Source organism: Calothrix sp. 336/3, assembly GCF_000734895.2.
Taxonomy (GTDB): Bacteria; Cyanobacteriota; Cyanobacteriia; order Cyanobacteriales; family Nostocaceae; genus 336-3.
This window is the reverse complement of the sequence record NZ_CP011382.1, coordinates 709,067-732,006: the sequence shown is the minus strand read 5'-3', so window position 1 is coordinate 732,006 and position 22,940 is coordinate 709,067. Positions and strand designations below refer to the sequence as shown.

The 22,940-nt window shown below is 42.5% G+C and carries 16 protein-coding genes and 1 tRNA gene; 7 read left to right on the top strand and 10 right to left on the bottom strand.

The window, feature by feature from the left end; translation table 11 throughout:
* Positions 1 to 128: 128 nt before the first annotated feature.
* A complete protein-coding gene (gene modB / locus IJ00_RS02925) occupies positions 129 to 1,931 on the top strand; it encodes a molybdate ABC transporter permease subunit (RefSeq protein ID WP_035149915.1) in 1,803 nt (600 codons plus the stop codon).
* Between the two features lie 362 nt (positions 1,932 to 2,293).
* On the opposite strand, the gene IJ00_RS29520 is transcribed toward modB, so the two are convergent.
* From IJ00_RS29520 to IJ00_RS02905, 4 genes are all read right to left on the bottom strand, one after another.
* Positions 2,294 to 6,964 carry a PAS domain-containing protein gene (locus IJ00_RS29520; RefSeq protein WP_046814699.1) on the bottom strand — a complete coding sequence of 1,557 codons (4,671 nt, stop codon included), beginning with the start codon at positions 6,962 to 6,964 and terminating at the stop codon, positions 2,294 to 2,296.
* Positions 6,965 to 7,578: 614 nt separating this feature from the next.
* The gene (locus IJ00_RS02915; protein WP_035149912.1) at positions 7,579 to 8,268 is read right to left on the bottom strand and encodes a hypothetical protein; all 690 of its coding nucleotides are present in this window, start codon (positions 8,266 to 8,268) and stop codon (positions 7,579 to 7,581) included.
* 452 nt (positions 8,269 to 8,720) lie between these two features.
* The gene (locus tag IJ00_RS02910; protein WP_035149910.1) at positions 8,721 to 9,551 is read right to left on the bottom strand and encodes a hypothetical protein; all 831 of its coding nucleotides are present in this window, start codon (positions 9,549 to 9,551) and stop codon (positions 8,721 to 8,723) included.
* Positions 9,552 to 9,642: 91 nt separating this feature from the next.
* A complete protein-coding gene (locus tag IJ00_RS02905; protein WP_035158321.1) occupies positions 9,643 to 9,879 on the bottom strand; it encodes a hypothetical protein in 237 nt (78 codons plus the stop codon).
* Positions 9,880 to 9,935: 56 nt separating this feature from the next.
* Between IJ00_RS02905 and IJ00_RS28690 the strand changes: the two genes are divergently transcribed.
* Complete coding sequence (locus IJ00_RS28690) at positions 9,936 to 10,073, top strand: hypothetical protein (RefSeq protein ID WP_168163407.1); 138 nt, start codon at positions 9,936 to 9,938, stop codon at positions 10,071 to 10,073.
* 43 nt (positions 10,074 to 10,116) lie between these two features.
* On the opposite strand, the gene IJ00_RS02900 is transcribed toward IJ00_RS28690, so the two are convergent.
* The gene (locus tag IJ00_RS02900) at positions 10,117 to 10,503 is read right to left on the bottom strand and encodes a hypothetical protein (RefSeq protein ID WP_035149908.1); all 387 of its coding nucleotides are present in this window, start codon (positions 10,501 to 10,503) and stop codon (positions 10,117 to 10,119) included.
* 232 nt (positions 10,504 to 10,735) lie between these two features.
* Between IJ00_RS02900 and IJ00_RS02895 the strand changes: the two genes are divergently transcribed.
* Positions 10,736 to 13,285, top strand: a complete 2,550-nt coding sequence (locus IJ00_RS02895; RefSeq protein WP_035149905.1) for a hypothetical protein — start codon at positions 10,736 to 10,738, stop codon at positions 13,283 to 13,285.
* 219 nt (positions 13,286 to 13,504) lie between these two features.
* On the opposite strand, the gene IJ00_RS02890 is transcribed toward IJ00_RS02895, so the two are convergent.
* Positions 13,505 to 14,017: a CAP domain-containing protein gene (locus IJ00_RS02890; RefSeq protein WP_035149903.1), complete on the bottom strand. Its 513-nt coding sequence runs from the start codon at positions 14,015 to 14,017 to the stop codon at positions 13,505 to 13,507.
* A 364-nt stretch (positions 14,018 to 14,381) separates the two neighbouring features.
* Positions 14,382 to 15,935 (bottom strand): YcjF family protein, encoded by a 1,554-nt coding sequence (locus tag IJ00_RS02885; protein WP_035149900.1) that lies wholly within the window; start codon positions 15,933 to 15,935, stop codon positions 14,382 to 14,384.
* Positions 15,936 to 16,030: 95 nt separating this feature from the next.
* On the opposite strand from IJ00_RS02885, the gene IJ00_RS02880 reads away from it, so the two are divergent.
* From IJ00_RS02880 to bchB, 4 genes are all read left to right on the top strand, one after another.
* Entirely contained in the window at positions 16,031 to 16,396 is a 366-nt protein-coding gene (locus IJ00_RS02880) for a DUF1818 family protein (protein WP_035149897.1), read from the top strand.
* Between the two features lie 122 nt (positions 16,397 to 16,518).
* Positions 16,519 to 16,592: transfer RNA gene (locus IJ00_RS02875), tRNA-Pro, on the top strand.
* A 742-nt stretch (positions 16,593 to 17,334) separates the two neighbouring features.
* The gene (locus IJ00_RS02865) at positions 17,335 to 18,516 is read left to right on the top strand and encodes an iron-containing redox enzyme family protein (protein ID WP_035149892.1); all 1,182 of its coding nucleotides are present in this window, start codon (positions 17,335 to 17,337) and stop codon (positions 18,514 to 18,516) included.
* 426 nt (positions 18,517 to 18,942) lie between these two features.
* Positions 18,943 to 20,469, top strand: a complete 1,527-nt coding sequence (gene bchB / locus IJ00_RS02860) for a ferredoxin:protochlorophyllide reductase (ATP-dependent) subunit B (protein WP_035149889.1) — start codon at positions 18,943 to 18,945, stop codon at positions 20,467 to 20,469.
* A gap of 271 nt (positions 20,470 to 20,740) precedes the next feature.
* On the opposite strand, the gene IJ00_RS02855 is transcribed toward bchB, so the two are convergent.
* From IJ00_RS02855 to IJ00_RS02845, 3 genes are all read right to left on the bottom strand, one after another.
* Positions 20,741 to 21,076, bottom strand: coding sequence for a XisI protein (locus tag IJ00_RS02855; RefSeq protein ID WP_035149885.1), 336 nt, complete (start codon positions 21,074 to 21,076; stop codon positions 20,741 to 20,743).
* On the bottom strand, positions 21,064 to 21,477 hold the full coding sequence (locus tag IJ00_RS02850; protein WP_035149882.1) for a XisH family protein: 414 nt from the start codon (positions 21,475 to 21,477) through the stop codon (positions 21,064 to 21,066). The genes IJ00_RS02855 and IJ00_RS02850 overlap by 13 nt, the downstream gene beginning before the upstream one ends.
* A gap of 249 nt (positions 21,478 to 21,726) precedes the next feature.
* The gene (locus tag IJ00_RS02845; protein WP_035149880.1) at positions 21,727 to 22,860 is read right to left on the bottom strand and encodes a glycosyltransferase; all 1,134 of its coding nucleotides are present in this window, start codon (positions 22,858 to 22,860) and stop codon (positions 21,727 to 21,729) included.
* Positions 22,861 to 22,940 lie beyond the last annotated feature (80 nt).

Here is a 22,940-nt window from a genome sequence, read left to right as displayed (position 1 = left end):
TCAGCTACGCCAATGTAGTTACAATTAGTTAATTACAAGTTGCAAGATAGGAATTACCAATAATGTTGCTGATTGATTGACTGAACACAACTGTTACAAGTTATTTGCAATTCTATTTTTCCACTATTATGCCTCAGGACTTGTCGCCCCTTTGGATATCCTTAAGAACTGCCTCCTTAGCAACAGCTATTACTTTTTTTCTGGGTATTTTGGCAGCCTACACAATGTTAGGATATCGGGGTAAAGGCAAGTCAATTATTGAAGGTTTCTTAGTAGCTCCTTTAATTTTACCACCAACAGTTATCGGCTTTCTCCTATTATTATTGTTTGGGAAAAATGGTCCCCTGGGTCAGTGGATGGAAACCTGGGGAATTAGTATTGTCTTCACCTGGTATGGAGCCGCGATCGCTGCCACTGTGGTTGCCTTTCCTCTGATGTATAAAACTGCCCTGGGAGCGTTTCAACAAATTGACCAAAACCTGCTACGGGTGGCTCGTACCCTTGGCGCTAGGGAAATCAGAATTTTTTGGCGTATCAGTTTACCCCTGGCATTACCTGGTATCTTGGCTGCGACTACCCTTGCCTTTGCCCGAGCCTTAGGTGAGTTTGGGGCAACATTAATGTTAGCAGGAAATATTCCCGGACAGACTCAAACTATTCCGATGGCAATTTATTTTGCTGTGGAAGCTGGGGCAATGGATGAGGCAATGTTTTGGGCAATTACGATTATGGTAGTTTCCCTCTCGGCAATTGTGACTGTTAACTATTGGCAAGATAGGAGACAGGCAAAAGGTAGAATATGGGGAGAAAAACAGTCGGATTCTTCCCTAGGAATTGCAGTCATTTCCCCGGAAAAATCAGAAAATACTGGATTATTTGTAGATATTGAAAAAAATCTCGCTAATTTTCACCTCCAGGTAAAATTCCAAACTAGCAATCAACCTCTGGGATTATTAGGAGGTTCCGGTGCAGGAAAAAGTATGGTGTTGCGTTGCATAGCTGGGATTGAAACACCGACTAGGGGCAAGATTATCTTAAATGGCAAGGTGTTGTTTGACTCGGAAAAGGGGATAAATTTGCCAATTCGGGAACGGGGTATCGGTTTCGTGGTACAGAATTATGCTTTGTTCCCCCACATGAGTGTCGCAGAAAATATTGCCTTCGGTTTACCCCCAGGATTGTCGAGTCATGTCACCAAGAAACTAGTAGAATCCCAATTAATTAACGTACATCTATCTGGAATGGGCGATCGCTATCCTCACCAACTTTCCGGAGGGCAACAACAACGGGTAGCATTAGCTAGGGCTTTAGCGAGTCAACCTCAAGCTTTATTATTAGATGAACCCTTTTCGGCTTTAGATACATTCCTGCGTAGTCAGTTAGAACAGCAAATGATTGAAACCCTGGCTGATTACCATGGTGTCACCCTGTTTGTCACCCACAGTATGGAAGAAGCATATCGAGTTTGCCCTAACTTACTGGCAATGGAACAGGGGAAAATTATCCAACATGGGACGAAATACGATTTATTTCAGCATCCTACCACCGTTTCCGTGACTCAGTTAACCGGGTGTAAGAACTTTTCCCCGGCGATCGCCATCAATTCTCAAACTATAGAAGCTCTTGATTGGAATTGTCATTTAATTGTGAGAGAATCCATCCCAGAAAACCTCTCCCATGTAGCAATTCGCGCCCACCACTTAGTCTTTACTAATAATCCTACTCAAGAAAATACTTTTCCTTGTTGGCTAGTCAGAACCGTGGAAACACCCCACCGCATGACACTATTTCTGAAATTAAACTCTCCCCCAGAACATCCTCAAGACTATCATTTACAAGGGGAAGTTTATAAGGATAAATGGGCAATAATTCAGGATAAACCTTTACCTTGGTACGTCACCCTAGAGGCGATAAAATTGATTTTGCTATAGGGATTTGAACTGATACTAATTATCCAAAATAAAGTTACACATAGATAGCAGGGGGCAGGGAGAGAATTATCTGTAGGCGACATTGAGAGAAATGGTATTATACCAATTCGCAATGCTCCCTACGGGAGAGCTAGCGCTAACGCAATTAAAAAATCTAGATTTATAGCGTTTCTCATTTTAGTGAGGTATAGAAGAACCCCTCCCCAGCTCTCTCCGAAATCGGGGAGGGTGCCCGATAGGGCGGGTGGGGTTGTATTTCATCTGATTGGGAAACGCTATAGTAATGGTTCCGTAGATTCCATCTGTAGCCTAATTTTAGAGAATTGGTATTACTCATAACTCATAATTTCCGTTTTTTCACATCAACCCAACCCACGCACCAGAGTCACCACTACTTGCACCAGTTGCTCCGGTTCCAGGGGTTTAGTCACCTGTTGTTGAAAGCCACTGCTGAGAGCTCGCTGGTGATCTTCTTCTCTAGCATAGGCAGTCAACGCGATCGCCGGAATTTGCCCACCCTGTTCAGGAGACAAGGCACGAATTTTTTTAATCAAACTATAACCATCCACATCTGGCATACCAATGTCGCTGACTAATAAATCGGGTTGGAATGAGACTAGAGCAGTTAACACTTCAGTTGCCGAGGTTACAGTTAAGACTTCGGCTCCATAGGTTGTCAATACCATCGCCAATAGCTCACGGGCATCAGCTTCATCATCGACTGCCAGAACTCGAACACCTGTTAAATCGAGAACTGGTGTGGGAGACTGTTCCGATGGGTCAATCTGCGGTTTGATATCAATCAGGGGAAAGTAAACGGTAAAGGTTGCCCCCTGCCCCTCACCGGGGCTATCAGCAGTGATTGTGCCTCCATGTGCCTCGACAAGTGAACGCGCGATCGCCAACCCCAATCCCAAGCCACCATATTTGCGCGTGGTTGATGCATCTTCTTGGCGGAAGGATTCAAACAGATGGGGGAGAAAATTGGGGCGAATTCCTTTTCCGGTGTCACGGACAGTAATTTGAGCCTGGTTACCCATTCGCTCTAGGAGTATATCAACCCGTCCATTATTTGGGGTGAATTTAATGGCATTGGACAACAAGTTCCAGACAACTTGCTGGAGTCGAGCGGAGTCACCCGATATGCGTCCGATTTGGGAGAGTACCGTATGCAGTCGGATCGATTTAGCCATGGCAGCACCCCTGACGGTATCGATCGCCGCTTCAATAACAGCTACCAGATCCAGGGGAGTCATATCAATTACCAGTTTGCCCCGGAGAATTTTGGCAACATCTAACAGATCATCAATTAATTGGGTTTGCAGTTTAGCGTTGCGCTCAATGGTGGCTAAGGCTTCCACGGTTTTTGCAGCATCCAACTTGCGTGATTGCAGGAGTTTCGTCCAGCCTAAAATCGGGTTGAGGGGCGATCGCAGTTCATGGGAAAGAATTGCTAGAAACTCATCCTTAATACGGTTGGCGCGTTCGGCAGCTTCCCGTGCCGCCTGTTCTTGCTGTAAGAGGCGATCGCGGTCAAGTTCCAGTTTCTTTTGTATTTCAATATCTGTTGCCGTGCCAAACCATTTGACAATCTGCCCCTGTTCATTTTCTTGGGGAATCGCCTGGTGCAGAAACCAACGATAGGTACCATCTACGTGCCGCATCCGCCCTTCGGCTTGGTAGTAAGCACCCTGCTGGGCAGCCTCAGACCACGCCTGAACGAGAACAGCCATATCCTCTGGATGCACCACAGTTTCCCATCCCAGAGTCTGGGCTTCTTCTAGGGAAAGACCTGTAAATGCTATCCAGCGTTGATTCACATCAAGTAGCTTCCCCTCACTATTAGCCATCCAGGCTAACTGGGGAATGGAATCAGCTAAACGTCGATAGCGCTCTTCACTCTGGCGCAGGGCACTTTCCACTTCTTGAAGGTCGGTAATATCTGTGTTGGTACCAAACCAGCGCAACACTTTCCCCCTTTCGTCACGGATAGGAACCGCACGGGAAAGAAACCATCGATACTCTCCATTTTTACCACGCAAGGGAAAGGTATCTTCCCAAATCTCCCCCGTTGTAAAACATTGGTTGATTTTTCCGATGACGCGCTCCACATGGTCTGGATGATGCACCTTTTGCCAACCCCAACCCTGCATTTCTCCCAGATTGGTACCTGTAAAGTCAAACCAGCGCTGGTTATACCAGAAAATCCAGCCTTTCTCGTCAGTCATCCAAGCGAGTTGGGAAATATTATCTGCTAGCGTCCGAAAACGGAGTTCATTCTCCTGTAACTTTTGTTCCGCCTGCTTGCGATCGGTAATATCAAGGGCTACTAAAATGGCATGGCTGGGTCGAGGGACAGAGTTGGAGCGGTCAAAAAATACCTGTTTGCGAACAGTTAGCCACTTGACCTCACCATTGCTCCACAGAATGCGATAATCCTGAGTAAACCAGCCTGCTCCACCTGGGTCAAGGACATCTTGAATTTGTTGCTCTAGGTGAGCGCGGTCTTCTGGATGAAAAGTATCATGAAACTGTTCACGGGAAATGGTGAGTTGCTCGGTGGACAGTCCATAGAGCATTGCTGCTTCTGGGGAAAGCGTCACGGTGTTTGTATTGTAATCAATTTCCGCTAGGGCAAATCCTGCCACCTGCATACCCAGTCGCAAACGCTCTTCTGACTCCTGTAGTCTTTGTTCTGTCTGTCTGCGATCGCTGATATCTCTGGATACTGAAAGCACCTGCTCGGTATGTCCGGAGGCTCCTCGGATGGGACTGACAATCACTTCCCACCATTTTGGGGTGCCTTTTGCCGTCGGGCAAAATCCGCGAAAAACACTGACTTCCCCTGTTCTCGCTACTTCCAGGGCTTGCTCTGCCAGGGGACGGAACTCTTCTCCCCAAAAGCACACCCACTCCTGGTTGAGATAGGGGTTCAGGTCATCGATTTCCATGATGCACATCCCGCCCGCGTTCATATAGAGCAGTCGCCCGTCAATGTCTAGAACTTTGATGCAATCAGGGCTACTTTCTAGCAGACGGTTTTTAAACTCTTCGCTGCGGCTGAGAGTCTGTTCTATTTGCTTGCGATCGGTGATATCTAAATTAATGCCACTCAATCGAATCGGTTGACCCTGTTGATTGAGTGTGAAGCGACCCCGACCAAGTAGCCAGCGAAGACCATGTTGGGAATGAACAATCCGAAATTCAATTTGGAATTCAACCTGGGGTTGCTCGATCGCTTGGAGTATCTCAAGACGAACCCGTTCTCGATCTTCTGGGTGGATCGTGTTGTACCAGATGTGGTACCAATTGTCAGTATTGACAGTATTGATAGTACTAACGCCATACAGGTCATAGTTTTCCGGTGACCAGGTGACATCATTGGTTTGCAAGTTCCAATCCCATGAACCAGCTTTTGCCCCTGCCAGAGCCAACCGCAACAGTTGCTCATTCTCTGTCAGGGCTGCTGCTGCCCGTTGAGCTTCGGTGACATCGCTATGAATTCCCAGCCATTCCAAAATCGTGCCGTTTTCGTCAATTACGGGAATAGCTCGCACCTGCATATAGCGATAAACTCCATCCCATCGCCGTAAGCGGTGCCTCACCTCGTACAGTGACTGATTTTCCAGGGCAGTTAACCAAGCCTGGGTCGTCTTTGCCTGATCATCAGGATGGATAGCATTTAACCATCCCCATCCTTTTAATTCATCGAAGGTTTGCCCTGTAAAGGCGCTCCAGCCTGGCTGTTCGCTAATGAATTCTCCTTGGGTACCCTCGGTATTCCAGACAATTTGAGCAGTAGCTTCAATGAGGGATCGATATCGACGTTCACTATTGCGGAGCGCGACTTCTGTTTGTTTCCAGGCTGTAATATCCCTATCTACACCCACCATCATCACTGGGTTGCCGTTATTGTCGTAGAATACCTGCCCCTGGCTTGATGCCCAACGCACACTGCCATCGGGTTTAATAAAGCGAAACTCAATGTTGTATTCTTCACCCTGAAGCGCCTGCTGAATTGCCTGTTGCACCCTGGGCAAATCATCCGGATGTATCATCGCCAGAACAGTTTCGTAGCGTCCATCAAAACTACCGGGAGCCATGCCAAACAGATGCTCCAGGCTGTTAGACCATTTAACCTCGCCCGTTTGAATGTTCCAATCCCAACTGCCAATACTGGCTGCCTTCATCGTCTGTTCTAGGCGTTCCTCGCTTTGTTGCAGGACAAGGGCGGTTTGCTTTTGCTCCAGTTCTAGTCGCTTGCGATCGGTAACATCTCGCCAGGAAGCCACAAACCCATCATTCAGCTTGGTGGCTCGAATATCAAAAGCCTGAATTAAGCGGCGATCGCCAGACGTATCGTCATAAATTAAAGAGTCTTTGATTAACGGCTCTCCCGTCTCCACCACCCGGCAATACGCATCGAATAGTCCCGATTCTCGATGGGCTGGTAAAATTTCGCATAGCCCCCGCCCAATCTGCATTGTTTTGGGCATTTGGTTGTTTTCGCAAGCCGCCGCATTTAGGTAATCAACGCGAAAATCCATAATCCGCCCCAAGTCATCCCGCAGGGCTGAAAAAATGCCGAAGCAGTCCAGCATATTTTCCACCGACGTACGAAATGTTTCCTGGCTGCGCTTTAGCTCCCGTTTCAATTCCGCGTTTTCAATGGCGCTCCGCATGGCAAGACGCAAATCATCTGATGTTGCCCTGTCCTTGACTAGATAGTCAACTGCCCCATGCTTAAATGCCTGTACCGCAACTTCTGTATCACCACCATCAATGACGATTACAGGGGCACTAATTTGCTCTTTTAATTGACGTAAAAACTGAAAACTGCTGTTATAGGGGGATTTAAGTTCTAGAAGAATGGCATCAAGTTTCGGAAGGGATTGAGATGAGAGTAGGGAGGAAGTGCTGCTACCCAACAGAATGTTGTAGTCCATCCCCCGGTCTTGCTGTAATTGCTGCTGGTAGGTAGTATTATCCTGTTCTGAACTAGCAATGACCAGGACGGTTCGCTGAGATGTCATACTCTAATCCTTTATGGATAGCTACAGGGCAATACCTGGAACTACACAATCATACATTAATCTCACTTGGTTCTGCCTAACTTGTGACCTTAAACGTTCTGATAAAGAGCTATTGAACGGAGATATGTTTGTAAAATTTATATTCAAGTTCTTAAATTTTGGATAAAGTTGAACGGAGAAGATGTTGGAAAAGTATCCCTCTATCCATTATTTATAGGTTAAGGTCGGATATTTAGTACTTAAAATATGGCTAAATTTTGGGGTTAAAAACACAATTTGGGGGCTAGCAATGCTCTGGTGGCGTATGTCTACACTTAATCTTGATACGCATCATTGAATCACTAATAATTTTAGTAGAAATGTGAATTGAATACTTCAATAATTTGCGCATTTGTAAGGATAATTACGAATTAACAAAAGTACTTATTATAATCTATCACGAATGTCTATCGAATGTGTTTCCTGGTGAGATGCAGTATAATTTTGTGACGGACTTTCCCCAAAACACAATCAAATAAAATAAATTTTCGGGGTACAGCACCTGCCATACTCCGACAATTTGAGTTAATTAGATTTGGAATGGGACAAACAACTATTACTTCGATAATGTCTGCCTAGTTGTTATCTGTAGTCGTATTACTTTCAGATGTAGCGTCTATTTTATCTTGATTTGGCTGAGAAATTGTTGAATCACCGCTAGTTGTGCTGCTTGAGTTGGAATTAGGAGTAGGTGTTGTCGGATTCTGTTTAGTTGCAGGTGGTTGAGCCTGAGGTGGGACAGTAATATTAATATCAGGAGCCTTATTATTAACTGTTGGTGCTGCTTTTTGTTGGGGAACAGGAACAAAAACAGGAACTTCTTTAGTTTTTTCTACCGTAACTGGAACTTCAACTGGGACTTCTTTTGTTCTCTCTATAATTGTAGTTTGTTGTGGCTGTGGCACTTGATCAATCACAGGAGATGGATTAGTTGTTGGTATGGTAGTGGTATTATCTACAGCTTGGTTAGATTGGTTTAGGTACCAATAAGTTAAACCAATTAAAGATGCTAAACCAGCAATTATAATACCTAAAAATAATCCTCGGTTGGTATTGTTCACATCTCTTTCTGCTAAAGCTTCTTCATAGTTGCGCTCAGACATACGACCTTGAACGTAACCATTTTGATACGATTGGGGATTGGCATTACTATTTTTAATAGTTTCGTTTGTTCGTGTTACATGAGTATGAGTATTTCCGTCTCTATCAATAGAGTTTTCTGTTTTGACTTCACGGTAAGTTTTATTATCGTTTGGATTAGTCATTGTTGGCTTTGAATTAGTGAGTAGGTTGACAAATTATGGCAGACAAGGATTACAGATTTTTGACCAAAACTATAATCGGGCACCTGATGTTATTTAATTCGCTTTTTTCTATGCCCTCAGTATAAGCTTAAGGTTGATTCCAATCTCTCTACCTAAAGAAGTGATATAAACCTCTGTCTAAAGTTAGACTTTGATAATAAATTTATTTATACAGAGTTAGTATTTGTTTTGAAGTATTAGTACGCAAACTTGAAGATGTCAAATTGCTCATATCATGTCCGCATAATAAACTTGCGATATAACTTGTGTATTCAGAAATAGGAAAATTATCTTTTCCCCTGCTGCCCCTAAATTACAAGTATTCAACCGTATATGATTCAGAGGCGATCGCGCTTCTATCTTTCGTGATTGTCAAAGGGCGATCGCTGCTTTCAAAGCCGACAAAACCTACCTTAATTGATATCATGGATAGATTTAGAAGCAAACTCAAAGTAGTATCTATGCCAAGTTGAAAACAAATCAATTCGTTCGCAACCTGCAACCGCGCTACGGTCAAAATATAGATACTTGTTTTGACCTACACTCAGTTTAGGTCGATTGGCAGAGAAATCCCAGTCAGTTCTACCTAAAAATAGGTATTTTCTATTGACTAAAAAACCATGCCAATGGGGTATGTTTCTGTATACTCTAGCTGAAACTGAAAATCTATCACGCAAATTATCCGGTAACCCATGGATAAAATTCTTTATCTGCATAACTCTTTGTCTACTTTCTGCCGCCCAATTAATATTATAGGTTTCCAGTTGCAGTAATTCCAGAAAATCAGCGTCAACAAAGACGATTTCCGTGTTGATATATGCATTGTCATAGTCTTTCAAGATTTTAGGAACTTTGCCAGCAATAAAATTCCAGGAAAAGTTCATCGAAACCGCCATAATTTTGATATTTATATGGCTTGTGCTGTGAGATTTCTCCTCTTCACAACATTCTCGAATATATTTCTCTGTATCTTGAAGCACTTCAACATAATCTGTGTAGGGCTTCTCATGATGGACAATTCTTTCTATATCATTCCTAATTTCTTTGAGAATTGATGCCATTTCTTGACCTTGACTACTAAGTTTACCAAGTTGTTTGTGGGTTTCTAGTTCAACTCCACTGCTCGAAAGTTTTGCCCTATTCAAACGAGTCAGGAAATATGAAATAGGTTTACGGTAAACAATGCCAAGAGTTAGTCCAACTAAATATGGTAGTACTGTCACAACATATGCACTATTAATCATAATATCTAGCCTGTGGGAGGGAAGGGCTGTGTGGGTGTAGGGGTGAGCGATCGCTCTTGCAAATATAGGCGATCGCCAGAAGTGATCAGACTTAACGCAGAGATTCTAGAATGACTGTGACTGTGATCAAGCACAACAGAATCACTGTTAGCTTGCCAAATAAATCTCCTAGAAAGGGTAATAGTGCCGCAAAAAGACTAAAAACCCCAAAACTCATGGAAAGAATATAGGCGATCGTTAGCCCAAATATTGCTAGTAAGAGATACTTGAAGAACCTCACAGTCAATTGAAATAGACGACTGTAATGACTGGGTTTACTTTTTGTCATAACTGTAGTGTAGATATTTATTCGTACATGACTGAGAAATTTATTCCACCCCAGAAATGCAAAAATGGATGTGCCAAGCCGAAACTTCAGCAACATCCGTCGTGGTTATTCCCATCGATGTGATGATATTCTGTGAGCGGAAATTTATGCAGTTGTTAGAAATCACTCTCACACAAGGCGCGATTAGTAGCTAATTACTTAGGTGGAGCAGCTGTGCTGTCATCACCTCTAAAACTCTCAACAAGGCTTAATTCCATGGACTATTGATGGCGAAAACTGAAAACCATATAGACCATCCTGCCCACGATACCACGCTAATATAGTTGCATAACCTTGTTGCAGACAAAAAGTCTCGAACAATGCACTATCAAGCTTTGCCAGAACCTGTTCTATGGTTTCTAAGTTTTCCCTTTGTCGAGACAACGGATGTGTTTTCCAGATAGCTAAGTCTTCTGGCGAAATCAGGAAATGTTGGAAATCCCCACAGCGACACTCGACTTTGCCGTAACCTCGATAATCAAGACTGCATAAAATCTCTAGAAGTCCAGTGTTGTTAGCTTGTTGAAACCTAGCTATCCTCTGTTCGCAGTAGTTGAGAAAAGCCTCAACCCTTTGAGGAGGCATAATTCATTATCCTTTAAAATTGGGATGTGCTATTAAGCATATTTACAGTTTTGCCAAAAAACAGTATCTTGCTATACTAAAAATGGATAAAGTGGAGAAAATTTGTATTCAATAATTACACTGTCAAAATAAAAAACACTCTAATATGTTTTTTAGTACTTTTTGTGACAGAAAAAGAAAAAGCATCATTTTACTGTCAATATAATTTACATAATCGCGTAAAACCAAGGGTATGAGCAGGGAAAACGTGGGAGATCAAGAAGCCCTGAGGGAGATGCTCCGCTTCTTTCTCGACAAGATGGGAGCAACCCAGGTGGAACTCTCGGAGGGGATGAATGTTAGCCGACCAGTGGTAATTGATTTTCTGAATAAGGAAAAGGAAAGATTGCCAGTTGATAGAAAAGGTTTGATTGAACTGTGGAACAAATTGCAAAGTCGTCAGGTATCTAAAAGGAAGTCTAAAAACGATGGTGAAAAAACCAGAGGAGAAATAGATCTGACTCCTGATGAACTGCGGAAGTTGTTAGGAAAGATTGGTTCTGATGAATTACTGGAGTCTGCGGGCTTTTTGCCAGAGAACAATAATATTATTAGGATAACACCAGAAAGATTCTTTCAAGTAGCTCAAGTCGTTGCCTTGCTGGAGTTTTTGCGTTTTGAAGATTTTCTGCCCACAACCCAAGAATTCTTGGCGATCGCCAGCAATAAAATAGCCATTGCCAGTAAAAAATTTTTTGGAGAGAATCAAGAGGATGATTTTCTCGAATATTTAATTGATAATCTGCGCAAATCCGACCCGATGACAAGTTCCAGTTTCAGCGTCATGTTGGGTTTAAAGCTCCGACTCGAAGTCATTGACAAACTACAAAGAACCTGGAGCAGATTGAAAGCAGGAGGTAAGACAAACTTCACTCAGCAAGAGGCGATCGGACTGTTTCTGAGCATTGCAATTAAAGAGCAAATGCCTAAATATCCGACTAACCTACACCTGAGAGTGGAAAAATTAGAATTTCAAATTTTATCCCAGTCTATTAGTAAACAAGCAGAATATGGAGCAGTCTATGACCTCTTTGTCAAGATTGCAAATCAAGCAGAGTGGGAACTAAATACTTCTGATATCTACTTGACAACGCAACCAGAAGTGCAGTCCTTTGACTCCCGCAGTCCCATAATGATGGCTGTAGTTACCTGTAGCTTTAGCCATAATGACAAACCAACTGAATATCTGGAATGGATGTATACCTCTAACAACACAATGATTGAGAATGCCATTGGTGCTTGTAGTCTCCATATGGGATTAACCAAGGAGGTAGGTAAAATTACTCTATTCACAAAAACCTTAGATAGCAGTATTGATTCCCTAGTTGAAACCACAGTTATTCTAGGACATCAACGACATTATCAAGGAATTTGGGTTGATAGAGATTCCATGATTACGATTTTGCAAGCCATAGTTTGTGGTGCCAAGTCATGGCTAGCAGATAAAAGCTGGAGTGGTGAACTTGATTTAGAAGTATATAATTCCGCATTTAAAGCTCTTTGTGGATTAAGAGCACAATTAACTAGAGCCAGAAGAGCTTTTCAAAAATTTCAGTTTCTGGGTGATGAATGTAATTCTAGGGAAATTAAAAGAATTGCAGATACAGCTAGGGAGGAATTAAAAAAAATCCCCCAAGAGAAGATTTATTTTTCCTATCGACTTAACTTCTACCGTTGTTATTTTCTTGCAAAACGCCTGGAACTCAGACTTTATAATACCCAAGGCAATATTAGTAATGCCCGACTACTAATTAAAGAAATTCAACAAGAAATTGATAAGGATAAGGAAATAGAAGAAGAGATTATCCCCATACTTGCTCTAATTCGCTCAGAAGTGTATTTATATGAGCTTTCCTGTGGGCATAATCCCGATTTATTTGTAGCTAGTAAGAGAAGTCAGTGGCTAGGATTAAAAGAATGGGATGAGAAAATTAGACGTGTTATTAAACTAGGTTCTTGCTATAAAGACCCTGGTTTGGATATTTATCAAGCCTTGTCTGAAATTTATGGGAATGTTGGGCGAATTGAGTTCTATCTGAGTGATGATAGGGATACCTTAGAGCAAGCCGCAGAATATTTTATTAGGGCAGCCCATTACGCTTTACGTATTGGCTTAACTCGCAGAGCATCTCGCTGGTTAGCCTTAGCAGGAAGAGTTTGGGTGAGACTAGGAGAAGATAAGTTGCCACAACAGGCATTAAAATTCGCTGATCAACTGGCGAAAACTGATTTAACCTTTGGTCACAGCCAAAGTTTTTGCCAAGCGGTTCTCTCGGAGATTTCCCTGCTAAATGGAGAATATTTACTGCTAATTGAAAATGAGCCGAACAAAGCTTTAGAACATTTTCTAGAGGCACTGAAAGGAGCAATATATTTAGGATTAAATCGCCGCATCTGTGATGCACTTTTCAATATTGGCAGATGTTCCAATAAGCTAGGTAACTTCAGTATTAAGCAGAGACTGGGTAAGTTGTTTAAGGAAGAAGATAAATTAATTGAATCCAACAAGGACAAACTTAACCCCATGGGTAATCATACCTCGGACAAAGTATTAGACTTGCTTTGTCGTTTGTGGAGTAGAGAAGATAATCCTACTTGTTTCCAAGTCAAAGGTGAGTTTTCTCAACTGGCTGCGCAGACTTGGCAAGGATGGCATATGGATACATCTGAAGTTGGAGCAACAACTAAACACCCGATAGCCGAGCGTATTGATAGGGAGTCTTGGCTTTCTCAAGTGAAGTGAGTTATATCATGTCCGGTTGAATACTTAATAATTAAAGGTAGCAGGGGAGCAATAATGCTCCTTTTGTTGCTGATGTGTTAACAAGTAACACCGATATTCTATTTAGTCAGAAAATATTTATATGGGGAAATGGTAGTGCAACCCCGAAAAAATCAACATATTTGAAAGAATCAGACGAATCTTGGCTTTGCTCAAGATCAGATTGCGATCGCCATAAATTTATCGGCTACGGATAAATATTTGGGTAAAGAAATATTCACCTTTGTTATTTCTGGCAACACCAATACCTGTGAGGTTGTAATTACCTCTGATATTCTGGAAATGTCCAGAACTAAAGCGCCAACCTTGCACTGCTTGGGTAGCAGGATCGCTATATCCAGAGTTGCGGGCAATATTTTCGGCAGCTGAACTGTAGGAAATACGGGTTGCCTGAATTCGTTGTGAAAAACCGGTATGATTGAATGGAACTTTTCCACTAGCCATATTCTGGCTATGTATTCTGGCTTGATTGTCTATGGCTGAGTTGCGCGTTAAGGGTGGTAGACTTTGAGAACTCCGCAACTGGTTTATTTGCTGATGAACGGAATTTTCAATGGCAGCAATGGTAGGAGTTGATTGTGCCAGTTGCAAGGGTTTGAGTGTAGTACTTTGAACTGGTGTGAAAGGCGCAGTTGCCCCACCCATAAATGCAAAAGCTGCAACAGCAATGCTGTAGATGTTTCTTTGAGTCATTAATAGGTAGTCTGCTTGAGCAGACTTTGGGTATACTTTCAGACAATGTAACTAAAACTTCACAAATTCAACAACCCGGCTCAGAGTGGATATGGCTGGATTTATACCCTTATTTCTGGAAAAACTGTGAGACAACTAGCCTATGCGTGGATTTTCATAATCATTTTGCGTTTTTGATTTATATAATTTAGCTGTACTACAGTCAACTATCAAAATTACTGGCATTGACTACTACACTGTCAAGGTTAATTTGAGGGATATCTCCCCCTTGTCCCCCTTGTCCCCCTTGTCCCCCTTATCCCCCTTATCCCCCTTGTCTCCCTTATCCCCCAATTCAAATTTGACAGACTACTACTACCCATGTTTATTTTTCTGTCTCTTCCTGTTCCATTGCCTCAACTTTCTCAGCTAGGGGTTTGACAACCTTGGCGATCGCCTGTTGAATAAATGCTTTGACAAATTCATCTCGACGGTTGAGTTGAAATTGACGCTGTACAACTTCCGTCATTCCTCCGTCACCCCAGTCTTGATCATTGCGGAAGTACTCAATAAAACTTTTACCAGCAATTCTGGTTAAATAGGCAGCAGTGACTCCTTGGATGGCTCGCCCAAGAATAAAAGTACCGACGTTGAGTTGTAAAGCTGTGGATAGTAGCTGCAAAGCACCCTTGACAATTCCCAAGCCGGCAATGGTTTTCGCCAAGGATAGGGCTAATTCTCGCCCCCGCTCCATATTCAACTCACAGCCGTAAATTCTGCCAATTTCCACCACCATTTGGGCATTTACCGCCGCCGTAGCTAGTAAGTCTACCACCGGCAAGGGTGTCACCGATACCACACCCGCCCCAATCCACTGGAACCTCTCGACAATTTTCTCAGCTTGGCGACGGCGTTGGGCATCAATTAATTTGCGTGCTTCTTCTCCTAGACGCATGGATTGCAGCAAAATATTATCTGCCACCAAATCTTCCCCTTCTGCCCGTAAAATTGCCGCCATCCGTCGTAATAGGGGTAAAATTTCTGGTTCTGGTTGGGCAAGTTCTCCATTTTCTAATTCTATTGATTGGGGATTAGCCGCGATCGCCACCACATCGTTTGTGGAAATAAAGCCCCGTACCCGTTGCCGCAACCTTGCTAAAATTGCTTCTTTGTCTGTTTCCGTATACAAGTCAGTTTTATTTAATACTAAAACTGAACGTTTGCCAATGGCTGCTAAAGCTTGTAAAGGCTCGTATTCTGAACGTCTTAAGTCATTATCAACTACAAATAAAAGTAAATCTGCGGATGTTGCTAGTTCCCTAGCTAACTGCTCTCTCTCAGTACCCGCCACCCCTGCTTCTAAAATCCCCGGAGTATCGGTAATTAAAATCTTCCTTTCCAAACCCTTCAACCGCAGACAGTAAGTCTCACCCACCGTTGTTGTTCCCATCGGTGCGTCAACTCTCCCTACCATTCTTCCCATCACTGCATTCACCAAGGAAGTTTTGCCCGCACTCCCCGTACCAAATACCACTACCTGAATTTCCCCCCGTGCCAAATTAGCCTCAATTTCCCGTGACTTACTCAGCAGAGCTTGTCGTGCTACTTCATCCTGAATTTGGGAAACTTGCTGTCGTACTGCTTGCAGGGTTGTCGAAGCAGCTTCTGATTTCGCCTCTGGGATTTGTACTTGTCGTCGTGGGGAAACCTTACGTCGTTTACCTTTGATTCCTCCCCCACCCATTACCAAGACATAATAGACAAATGCTGCAATTAACGCCCCAATTAGTACCACTAACAGTAATAACAGTAAATTCCCTAATAGGGGAGAATAGGATAATTGCCAATACAAGCGAGACAATGAGTCAATTAACCATAGACTCAGTCCCAAAATAACAATCAGTCCAACAATGAGTGTGACTATACGGGATAGGGGCATGGTAAACAATTCACAATTCCAAATGCAAAATTAGGAGGAAAAAGACACCACAGAAAAATAGACTATATTCAAAGCTTACCGTTGTGATTCATGAAATGGAACGTTTAATTAAAAGTGGTAAGGGTTGGCGAGTTGGTTGGAATCCCTCTGCTGTCAAATATCAAGCTTTACTGGGAAATGATGACTGGGCAATTGAGTTAACAGAAGCAGAATTAGCAGATTTTTGTCGCCTGCTACAACAACTCACAGAAACAATACAGCAAATAGCTGCGGAATTAATGGCAGAAGAGAAAATCACCTGTGAAGCGGAAAGTGATTTGTTGTGGATGGAAGTTTCTGGCTATGCCCATGCTTACAGTTTACGTTTTATCCTCTCCTGTGAGCGGGGTGTTGAGGGAGCATGGGAAGCTGGGGTAGTACCTCAACTTCGTCAAGCATTAGAAACTTTAAAAGTTTTTTAGAGAATACTTGCTTTGTAGAGTCTATTTATGTCATACTCTGAAAGTTGCCTAAACAGTTTTAGATAATTAATTGGTCAAAACACCAAACCTCAAATCTAAAATTAGCAACAAAGCCGGGTTTCCGGGGCGTAGCGCAGCTTGGTAGCGCGCCACTTTGGGGTAGTGGAGGTCGTGGGTTCGAATCCCGCCGCTCCGATTTTGTAAAACACATATAAAAGATAGTCGGTTGTGAAGCCAAGGGGTTTCTTACCAAAGGATGGTATCTCTTGTTATGGGCGATCGCCAAGGTTAGGGTTATATCTATCGGCGAATTTTGCCCACCCTTAATTGTTACTATCGGTGATTACGGAAGTTGAATCCGGAAACAAAGTACTTTGTCACCAGACTTATGACGGATTCATACCACCGTTATTGCGGTTTTTACTATCCTAAAATTCCCTGACTTCCGAAATGATTTTTGGCTTTTCCCTGGTGCGTCTTCCTGGAATATGGGCGCTAAACAACGTTAAACCAAAGCTTTTTCGCTGATATCGTGCCTGGTATATGGGGTACTCCAAAAAATGCATACCCCCATCCGGTACTAGAGATACATAGGTATAGGTAAGTAACCACGCAAAAACCCATGTAACGGCATATGGAAGTAAAAATACTTTGAGAATAAGTGATTTTACGGCTGATGTTGCTAACTTATACCGATTCAAAAAATGTTTACGGGAGATACCCCACCCGCCCTATCGGGCACCCTCCCCGATTTCGGGGAGGGTTGGGGAGGGGTTTCATGTGTCGTATTGTTTTTTCAAATTGGTATTACTCAAGAAAAATCAGATATTTGGGAGAGCGAGGATAATTCACTATCTCTCACAGTTACAGGTGTGCAAAAAAATCGTGCTATTTGAAAACCTTGAAAAAATTTGGAAAATTTTGGAGCTAGAAATTTTATGTTACATCTGTCAACCTCACTCAATACTACAGAGCAAACCAACCATCAATTAGACAAACTCCATAGTTTTGTAGAGAATCATCCTTTTTGGCAAAATCGTTTCTTCACTGCTTGTCTGCAAGGAGAATTAACCAAACAGGATTTTATCGAAATTTTTTCCCAGTATTATCTCTATTCTAAAAACTTTACTCGCTATGTTGCGGGAGTCATGGCTAATTGCGATCGCGATCAATTTCGTGCCAAACTCACTCAAAATCTCTGGGAAGAAAGTGGGGAAAATGGTGGAGTCAGTCATGCCGAAATTTTTCGGAATTTTATGAAAAACTCTCTGTTTATCAATGATTTGACTCAGATTAAATTTAAAAGCTTCACTCAAGAATTTGTCGATTTATATCTGCAAAATACTATCCAAGCGGATCCACTATGGGGTTGTGCATGGCTATCCCTAGGGACAGAGGGGATTGTCTCTCGTATGTATCAAATTATGGTAACAGGAATGCGACAAGCTGGGTTTGCAGATAGTGAACTGGAATTTTTCCATATCCACATCGGTTGTGATGACGAACACGCAGCCACTCTCACAGAAATGATGTGTTCTTACCAAGATATACCAGAATGGTTTGATACTTGCCTACAAGCTAGCGATCGCGCTTTAATCGCTCGTGCTAATTTTTTTGAATCTCTCTATGAACAGATAACAGGAGGCTTTAATTCATCCCTAGTTAGTACAATTAAAAACCGTAAATCTCTCGCGCAACAAGTAGGAGATATTAGTAATTTAAAGGGTAATATTACCCAAGCTGAGACTAAAATCTATAATAATACTGTACCTCATCTGAATATTGAGTTTGCCGTCGCCGGATTCTCCTTCCCCACAACCCAAGTTTTAGATCCCCGGCTTGTGAGTATTCCTGCGGGTAAAAATAATGAAAAGCACCGCCATGCCCATGAAACGCTATTTTATATCCTGCAAGGTTCTGGTCAAGTACTTATAGACCATGAATTAATTTCAGTGGTTGCTGGAGATGTGGTGTTTATTCCCCGATGGTGTATTCACCAGTCACAAAATACTGGCGATATCGAAATGAAAATTCTAGCTGTCACCGATTTTGGACTCACATCAAAAGTGTTGGGTAACTACGATCGCCAAACTCGGATGAATAGCAATAAATCAACGTGATACTAATTTGAGAGCCTATTTATCCAGTAAATATACAAGGGTGTGTTACGTGTGAGGATTTGAGTCTGAGTCACAGTATCAATTGCCGTAACGCAGAATAATCACCGTTGCCAAAACACACCCTAAAATTTAAGTTTTACTTTATAAATCATTTTGGTACTGGTTGACCAAGTTTGCGAAACTTTAAGAATTCTATAACTTTAAAACACGCTCCTAGGGGTATTTACAGGCTGAATTCCTTACACCATAATCATTCCCAGGATTATGAACACCATTCTCAGGAAAAACACCCTACTTTTGATGTCCTGTAAGCTTTGAGAGAATCAAAAAGCAAGCACCTCAATCGAACTTGGTTAAGGGGAAAAGACCCCATCTTTCACCCTTCCCCCAGGAAAACTGTCCACCTCAAGCACAGGGAGAACCAGAATGAAATTGGCTTACTGGATGTATGCTGGTCCTGCTCACATTGGCACTCTACGAATCGCCAGCTCTTTTAAAAATGTTCACGCCATTATGCACGCGCCCCTTGGCGATGATTATTTTAACGTTATGCGCTCCATGTTGGAAAGAGAGCGGAACTTTACACCAGTAACTACCAGTGTCGTCGATCGCCATGTTTTGGCTCGTGGCTCCCAGGAAAAGGTGGTAGATAATATTACCCGTAAGGATAAGGAAGAAACTCCTGACCTAATTATTCTCACCCCCACCTGTACTTCTAGTATCTTGCAAGAAGACCTCGCCAACTTCGTCGAACGGGCACAATTAGAAGCGAAGGGTGATGTCATGTTAGCTGATGTCAACCATTACCGTGTGAATGAGTTGCAAGCTGCCGACCGCACATTACATCAAATAGTACAGTACTATATCGAGAAAGCACGGAAGAAAGGCGAACTTCCCCAGGGGAAAAGCGAAAAACCTTCGGTGAATATTATTGGTATTTCCAGTCTGGGTTTCCACAATCAGCATGACTGCACTGAGTTAAAGCGGTTGATGGCAGACTTAGGTATTGAAGTGAACGCAGTCATTCCTGATGCTGCCTCTGTCCATGATTTAAAGAATTTACCCCGTGCTTGGTTTAACCTTTGTCCTTACCGGGAACTGGGTTTGATGACAGTTCAGTATTTAGAAGCAGAATTTGGTACGCCTTGGGTAGATATCACACCCATGGGTGTAGTAGAAACGGCTCGGTGTGTGCGGAAGATTCAGCAGGTAATTAATGCTCAAGGTGCAGAAGTTGATTACGAAGAATTTATTAATCAGCAAACCTTGCACGTTTCCCAAGCAGCTTGGTTTTCCCGCTCCATCGACTGCCAAAACCTGACAGGGAAAAAGGCAGTTGTCTTTGGTGACAATACCCACGCCGCAGCCATGACCAAGATTTTAGCGCGGGAAATGGGAATTCATGTGGTTTGGGCAGGAACCTACTGCAAGTATGATGGTGATTGGTTCCGGGAGCAGGTAAGTGAGTATTGTGATGAAGTAATTATTACAGACGATCATGGGGCAATTGGGGACGCGATCGCCCGTGTGGAACCCTCAGCAATTTTTGGCACTCAGATGGAACGTCACGTCGGCAAACGTCTAGATATTCCCTGTGGTGTCATCGCTGCACCTATCCACATTCAAAACTTCCCCATCGGTTATAAACCCTTCCTGGGCTATGAAGGTACAAACCAAGTTGTGGATTTAGTATACAATTCCTTTACCTTAGGAATGGAAGACCATCTGTTAGAAATCTTTGGCGGACATGATACCAAGGAAGTCATTACTAAGGGGATTTCTGCTGGTTCTGACTTGGGTTGGACAAAGGATGGTTTGGCAGAATTGAATAAAATCCCCGGTTTTGTCCGTGGTAAAGTCAAGCGCAACACCGAAAAATTTGCCCGTGAACGCGGATTCCAGGAAATTAGCGCTGAAGTTCTTTACGCAGCCAAAGAAGCTGTAGGAGCCTAGTACCCACCCCTGTGGGAAAATTAAAAATTCAAAACTTGTACTGAGCATCTCGACAGGTGGCATAGTGAACTCGTCGAACTGCTCAGTATTACTATTTGTTGTACGGTTTTTCAGGTGTGACTGTGGCAATATTACTCACCGATTCGCCAAACTAAGTAGCCGGGTGGATTAAATACTAAGATGGGGTAGGTTCGGTTGAAGTATGAAATCTAACGCCCGCATGGGTTAGCAGTAGCGTAACCCATCCTACAAACTACTCATTACTGATTACTTATCTAACGGCAAACCCATCATATTGGCGCAAAAAAGCTGAGTGATAAGCTAATACAATATCTTGCTTGGGTACACCTAATTCCACTAAAGTATTCGCAACACCATCTTCTGTGCCATCGTATTGAATCCAAATCTTATCATCAATTATATCTATGTGTATCACGGCACCATATATTCTTTGAAAACCATCCCAACCAGCATGAAATATTTGATAGTGGTCGTCCTCAGTATCAAACATTTTATAAACTTCTATTTCTCCACCTGATGGTTTCATTTCCAAATATGGTAACAGGCATTCACGAATCAGTTGACGGTAGTGATTTAATTTATCCATTGTTCAATCACCTCAGTTACTGGATCGAATATTAATAATTTTATTTGGTAAGTTTGAACACTTAATTTGGGTAAATCTCTACGAAAAAAAGTTCGATATATTTCTGTTGTCACAGCCAAATATAGTTGACGCTCTGGCTGTTGTATACGTAGTACTGCCCTATAGTTAAGAAATTGCCCTAACGCTGTATGGAAATCTGTAATCGCCGATGCTCCTAGAAAACTCTTTACTTCTACTGCTATTTTTTCTTGCGCGCGCTCTGCTGTGATTATACGTTCAGCAGCCAAATCTATTCGTAACTGGTCGTCTCCTAACCTTAAATATAATGGCTCTGTAACTGTCCAGCCATCATTCTCTAAAGCAGATCTTGCCGCATTGTGGAATATATCTTTCGCTGACACAACAGTAGATTTTAGAGATTGTAGGTCACGATTCTAAGTGATTATAACATTATAATTTCTTCCACCATAGCGTTACATCGACCAACTGGACTCACTATACTTGCATCATAGTAAGCAAATAGTGTATTTAGTGGATTATAGGGGAGCTAGTATGGGATGAGAGAAAGGTCAAAAATCATCATTGATTACAGACACGATATAGTCTCCTGTTCCCTTCTCCCTTCTGGAGAACTGAGTCGCAAAGCGCCTCTACTTATGACTCTTTCCTTCCACGAGCGATCGCAAAATTTTGGCAGCTTCAAATACTCCTCGATGGTATTGGTTTTGGGCGTTTTGGCGATAGGTAGGAGAATTGAGAACAGTGACGATCGCAGCTGGGACATTTTTAGGGCGATCGACAATCTTGCCCACACCATGCTCGATTACCCATGCCTCATTATCCCTTTGCACTGGTCGTAAACCTCGACTTTTCAGCATAATTAGGGGAACACCAACTATCATCGATTCGGTAATCGTCATGGCTCCCGGTTTCCCAATGGCAAAGTCTGCAAGTTGTAAGTATTTAATTGGTGTTTCTTTGAGATAACTTAAAACCAATTTATTATAGGGTGTCGGTAAATTATTTAATTCCTCAAATACAGCTTGATTGCGCCCACAGAGGAAAATCATATTGACTGGAACAGGAGATTTAACTAACTCATGGGCAATTTGAGAAAGCAATATAGAACCCTGTCCTCCGAAGGAAACTAAACCCGTTGGTAAGGTGGGATCAAGTCCTAACTTGGTAATTTCGTCGTAAATATTAATCGGTGAATTTTCATAACATTCTGGTTCAATAATCATTCCAGAAATGCGATGATTAAACTCATCTGCAATCTTGGCTTTTTTTGCTTGTTGCCATAACATTTCTGTACCATTTAAATAATACTGCTCTACCTTGGGGGTGAACCAATACCGTGGTTTTACCTCTGCAAAATCAACGGGAATCGTCACACAAATCGTCTCTGGTTTAATCAGACGGACACTACGATACAACACTGGATTATATATGGGAGTGACTGACACCACTGCATCAACAGGAGATTCTGCCCAAAACTGACTGATTTGTTTGATATCTCGCACAGATAACAAATCATGAAATAATAAAGACAGATTAATTAAACCCTTCAGGTCAAAGACTTTTTCCCTTTGCAATTGTCCATTAAAATGGTCAATTCCCCTACGAACAGTACGACTACATCGGGGATGAACATCAAAAATATCCACAATATTAACTGCTCTCACCTGCCAGTCATTACGCTCTTGTAGCAAAGCCGATTTTAATCCCATTGCCGCAGAACGATGTCCCGAACCAGCATCAAAATATAGGATATCTATTTTCATAGTTAGTAATGAGTGAGGAGTAAGGAGTAAGGGACAATGAGTAAGGAGTGAGGAGTGAGGAATGGATTATTTTTTAAAAG

What these genes read in the sequence shown, in the direction of transcription:
- modB (WP_035149915.1), top strand. Translation starts at nt 129, where the DNA reads ATGCCTCAGGACTTGTCGCCCCTTTGGATATCCTTAAGAACTGCCTCC.
- IJ00_RS29520 (WP_046814699.1), bottom strand. Translation starts at nt 6,964, where the DNA reads ATGACATCTCAGCGAACCGTCCTGGTCATTGCTAGTTCAGAACAGGAT.
- IJ00_RS02915 (WP_035149912.1), bottom strand. Translation starts at nt 8,268, where the DNA reads ATGACTAATCCAAACGATAATAAAACTTACCGTGAAGTCAAAACAGAA.
- IJ00_RS02910 (WP_035149910.1), bottom strand. Translation starts at nt 9,551, where the DNA reads ATGATTAATAGTGCATATGTTGTGACAGTACTACCATATTTAGTTGGA.
- IJ00_RS02905 (WP_035158321.1), bottom strand. Translation starts at nt 9,879, where the DNA reads ATGACAAAAAGTAAACCCAGTCATTACAGTCGTCTATTTCAATTGACT.
- IJ00_RS28690 (WP_168163407.1), top strand. Translation starts at nt 9,936, where the DNA reads ATGCAAAAATGGATGTGCCAAGCCGAAACTTCAGCAACATCCGTCGTG.
- IJ00_RS02900 (WP_035149908.1), bottom strand. Translation starts at nt 10,503, where the DNA reads ATGCCTCCTCAAAGGGTTGAGGCTTTTCTCAACTACTGCGAACAGAGG.
- IJ00_RS02895 (WP_035149905.1), top strand. Translation starts at nt 10,736, where the DNA reads ATGAGCAGGGAAAACGTGGGAGATCAAGAAGCCCTGAGGGAGATGCTC.
- IJ00_RS02890 (WP_035149903.1), bottom strand. Translation starts at nt 14,017, where the DNA reads ATGACTCAAAGAAACATCTACAGCATTGCTGTTGCAGCTTTTGCATTT.
- IJ00_RS02885 (WP_035149900.1), bottom strand. Translation starts at nt 15,935, where the DNA reads ATGCCCCTATCCCGTATAGTCACACTCATTGTTGGACTGATTGTTATT.
- IJ00_RS02880 (WP_035149897.1), top strand. Translation starts at nt 16,031, where the DNA reads ATGGAACGTTTAATTAAAAGTGGTAAGGGTTGGCGAGTTGGTTGGAAT.
- IJ00_RS02865 (WP_035149892.1), top strand. Translation starts at nt 17,335, where the DNA reads ATGTTACATCTGTCAACCTCACTCAATACTACAGAGCAAACCAACCAT.
- bchB (WP_035149889.1), top strand. Translation starts at nt 18,943, where the DNA reads ATGAAATTGGCTTACTGGATGTATGCTGGTCCTGCTCACATTGGCACT.
- IJ00_RS02855 (WP_035149885.1), bottom strand. Translation starts at nt 21,076, where the DNA reads ATGGATAAATTAAATCACTACCGTCAACTGATTCGTGAATGCCTGTTA.
- IJ00_RS02845 (WP_035149880.1), bottom strand. Translation starts at nt 22,860, where the DNA reads ATGAAAATAGATATCCTATATTTTGATGCTGGTTCGGGACATCGTTCT.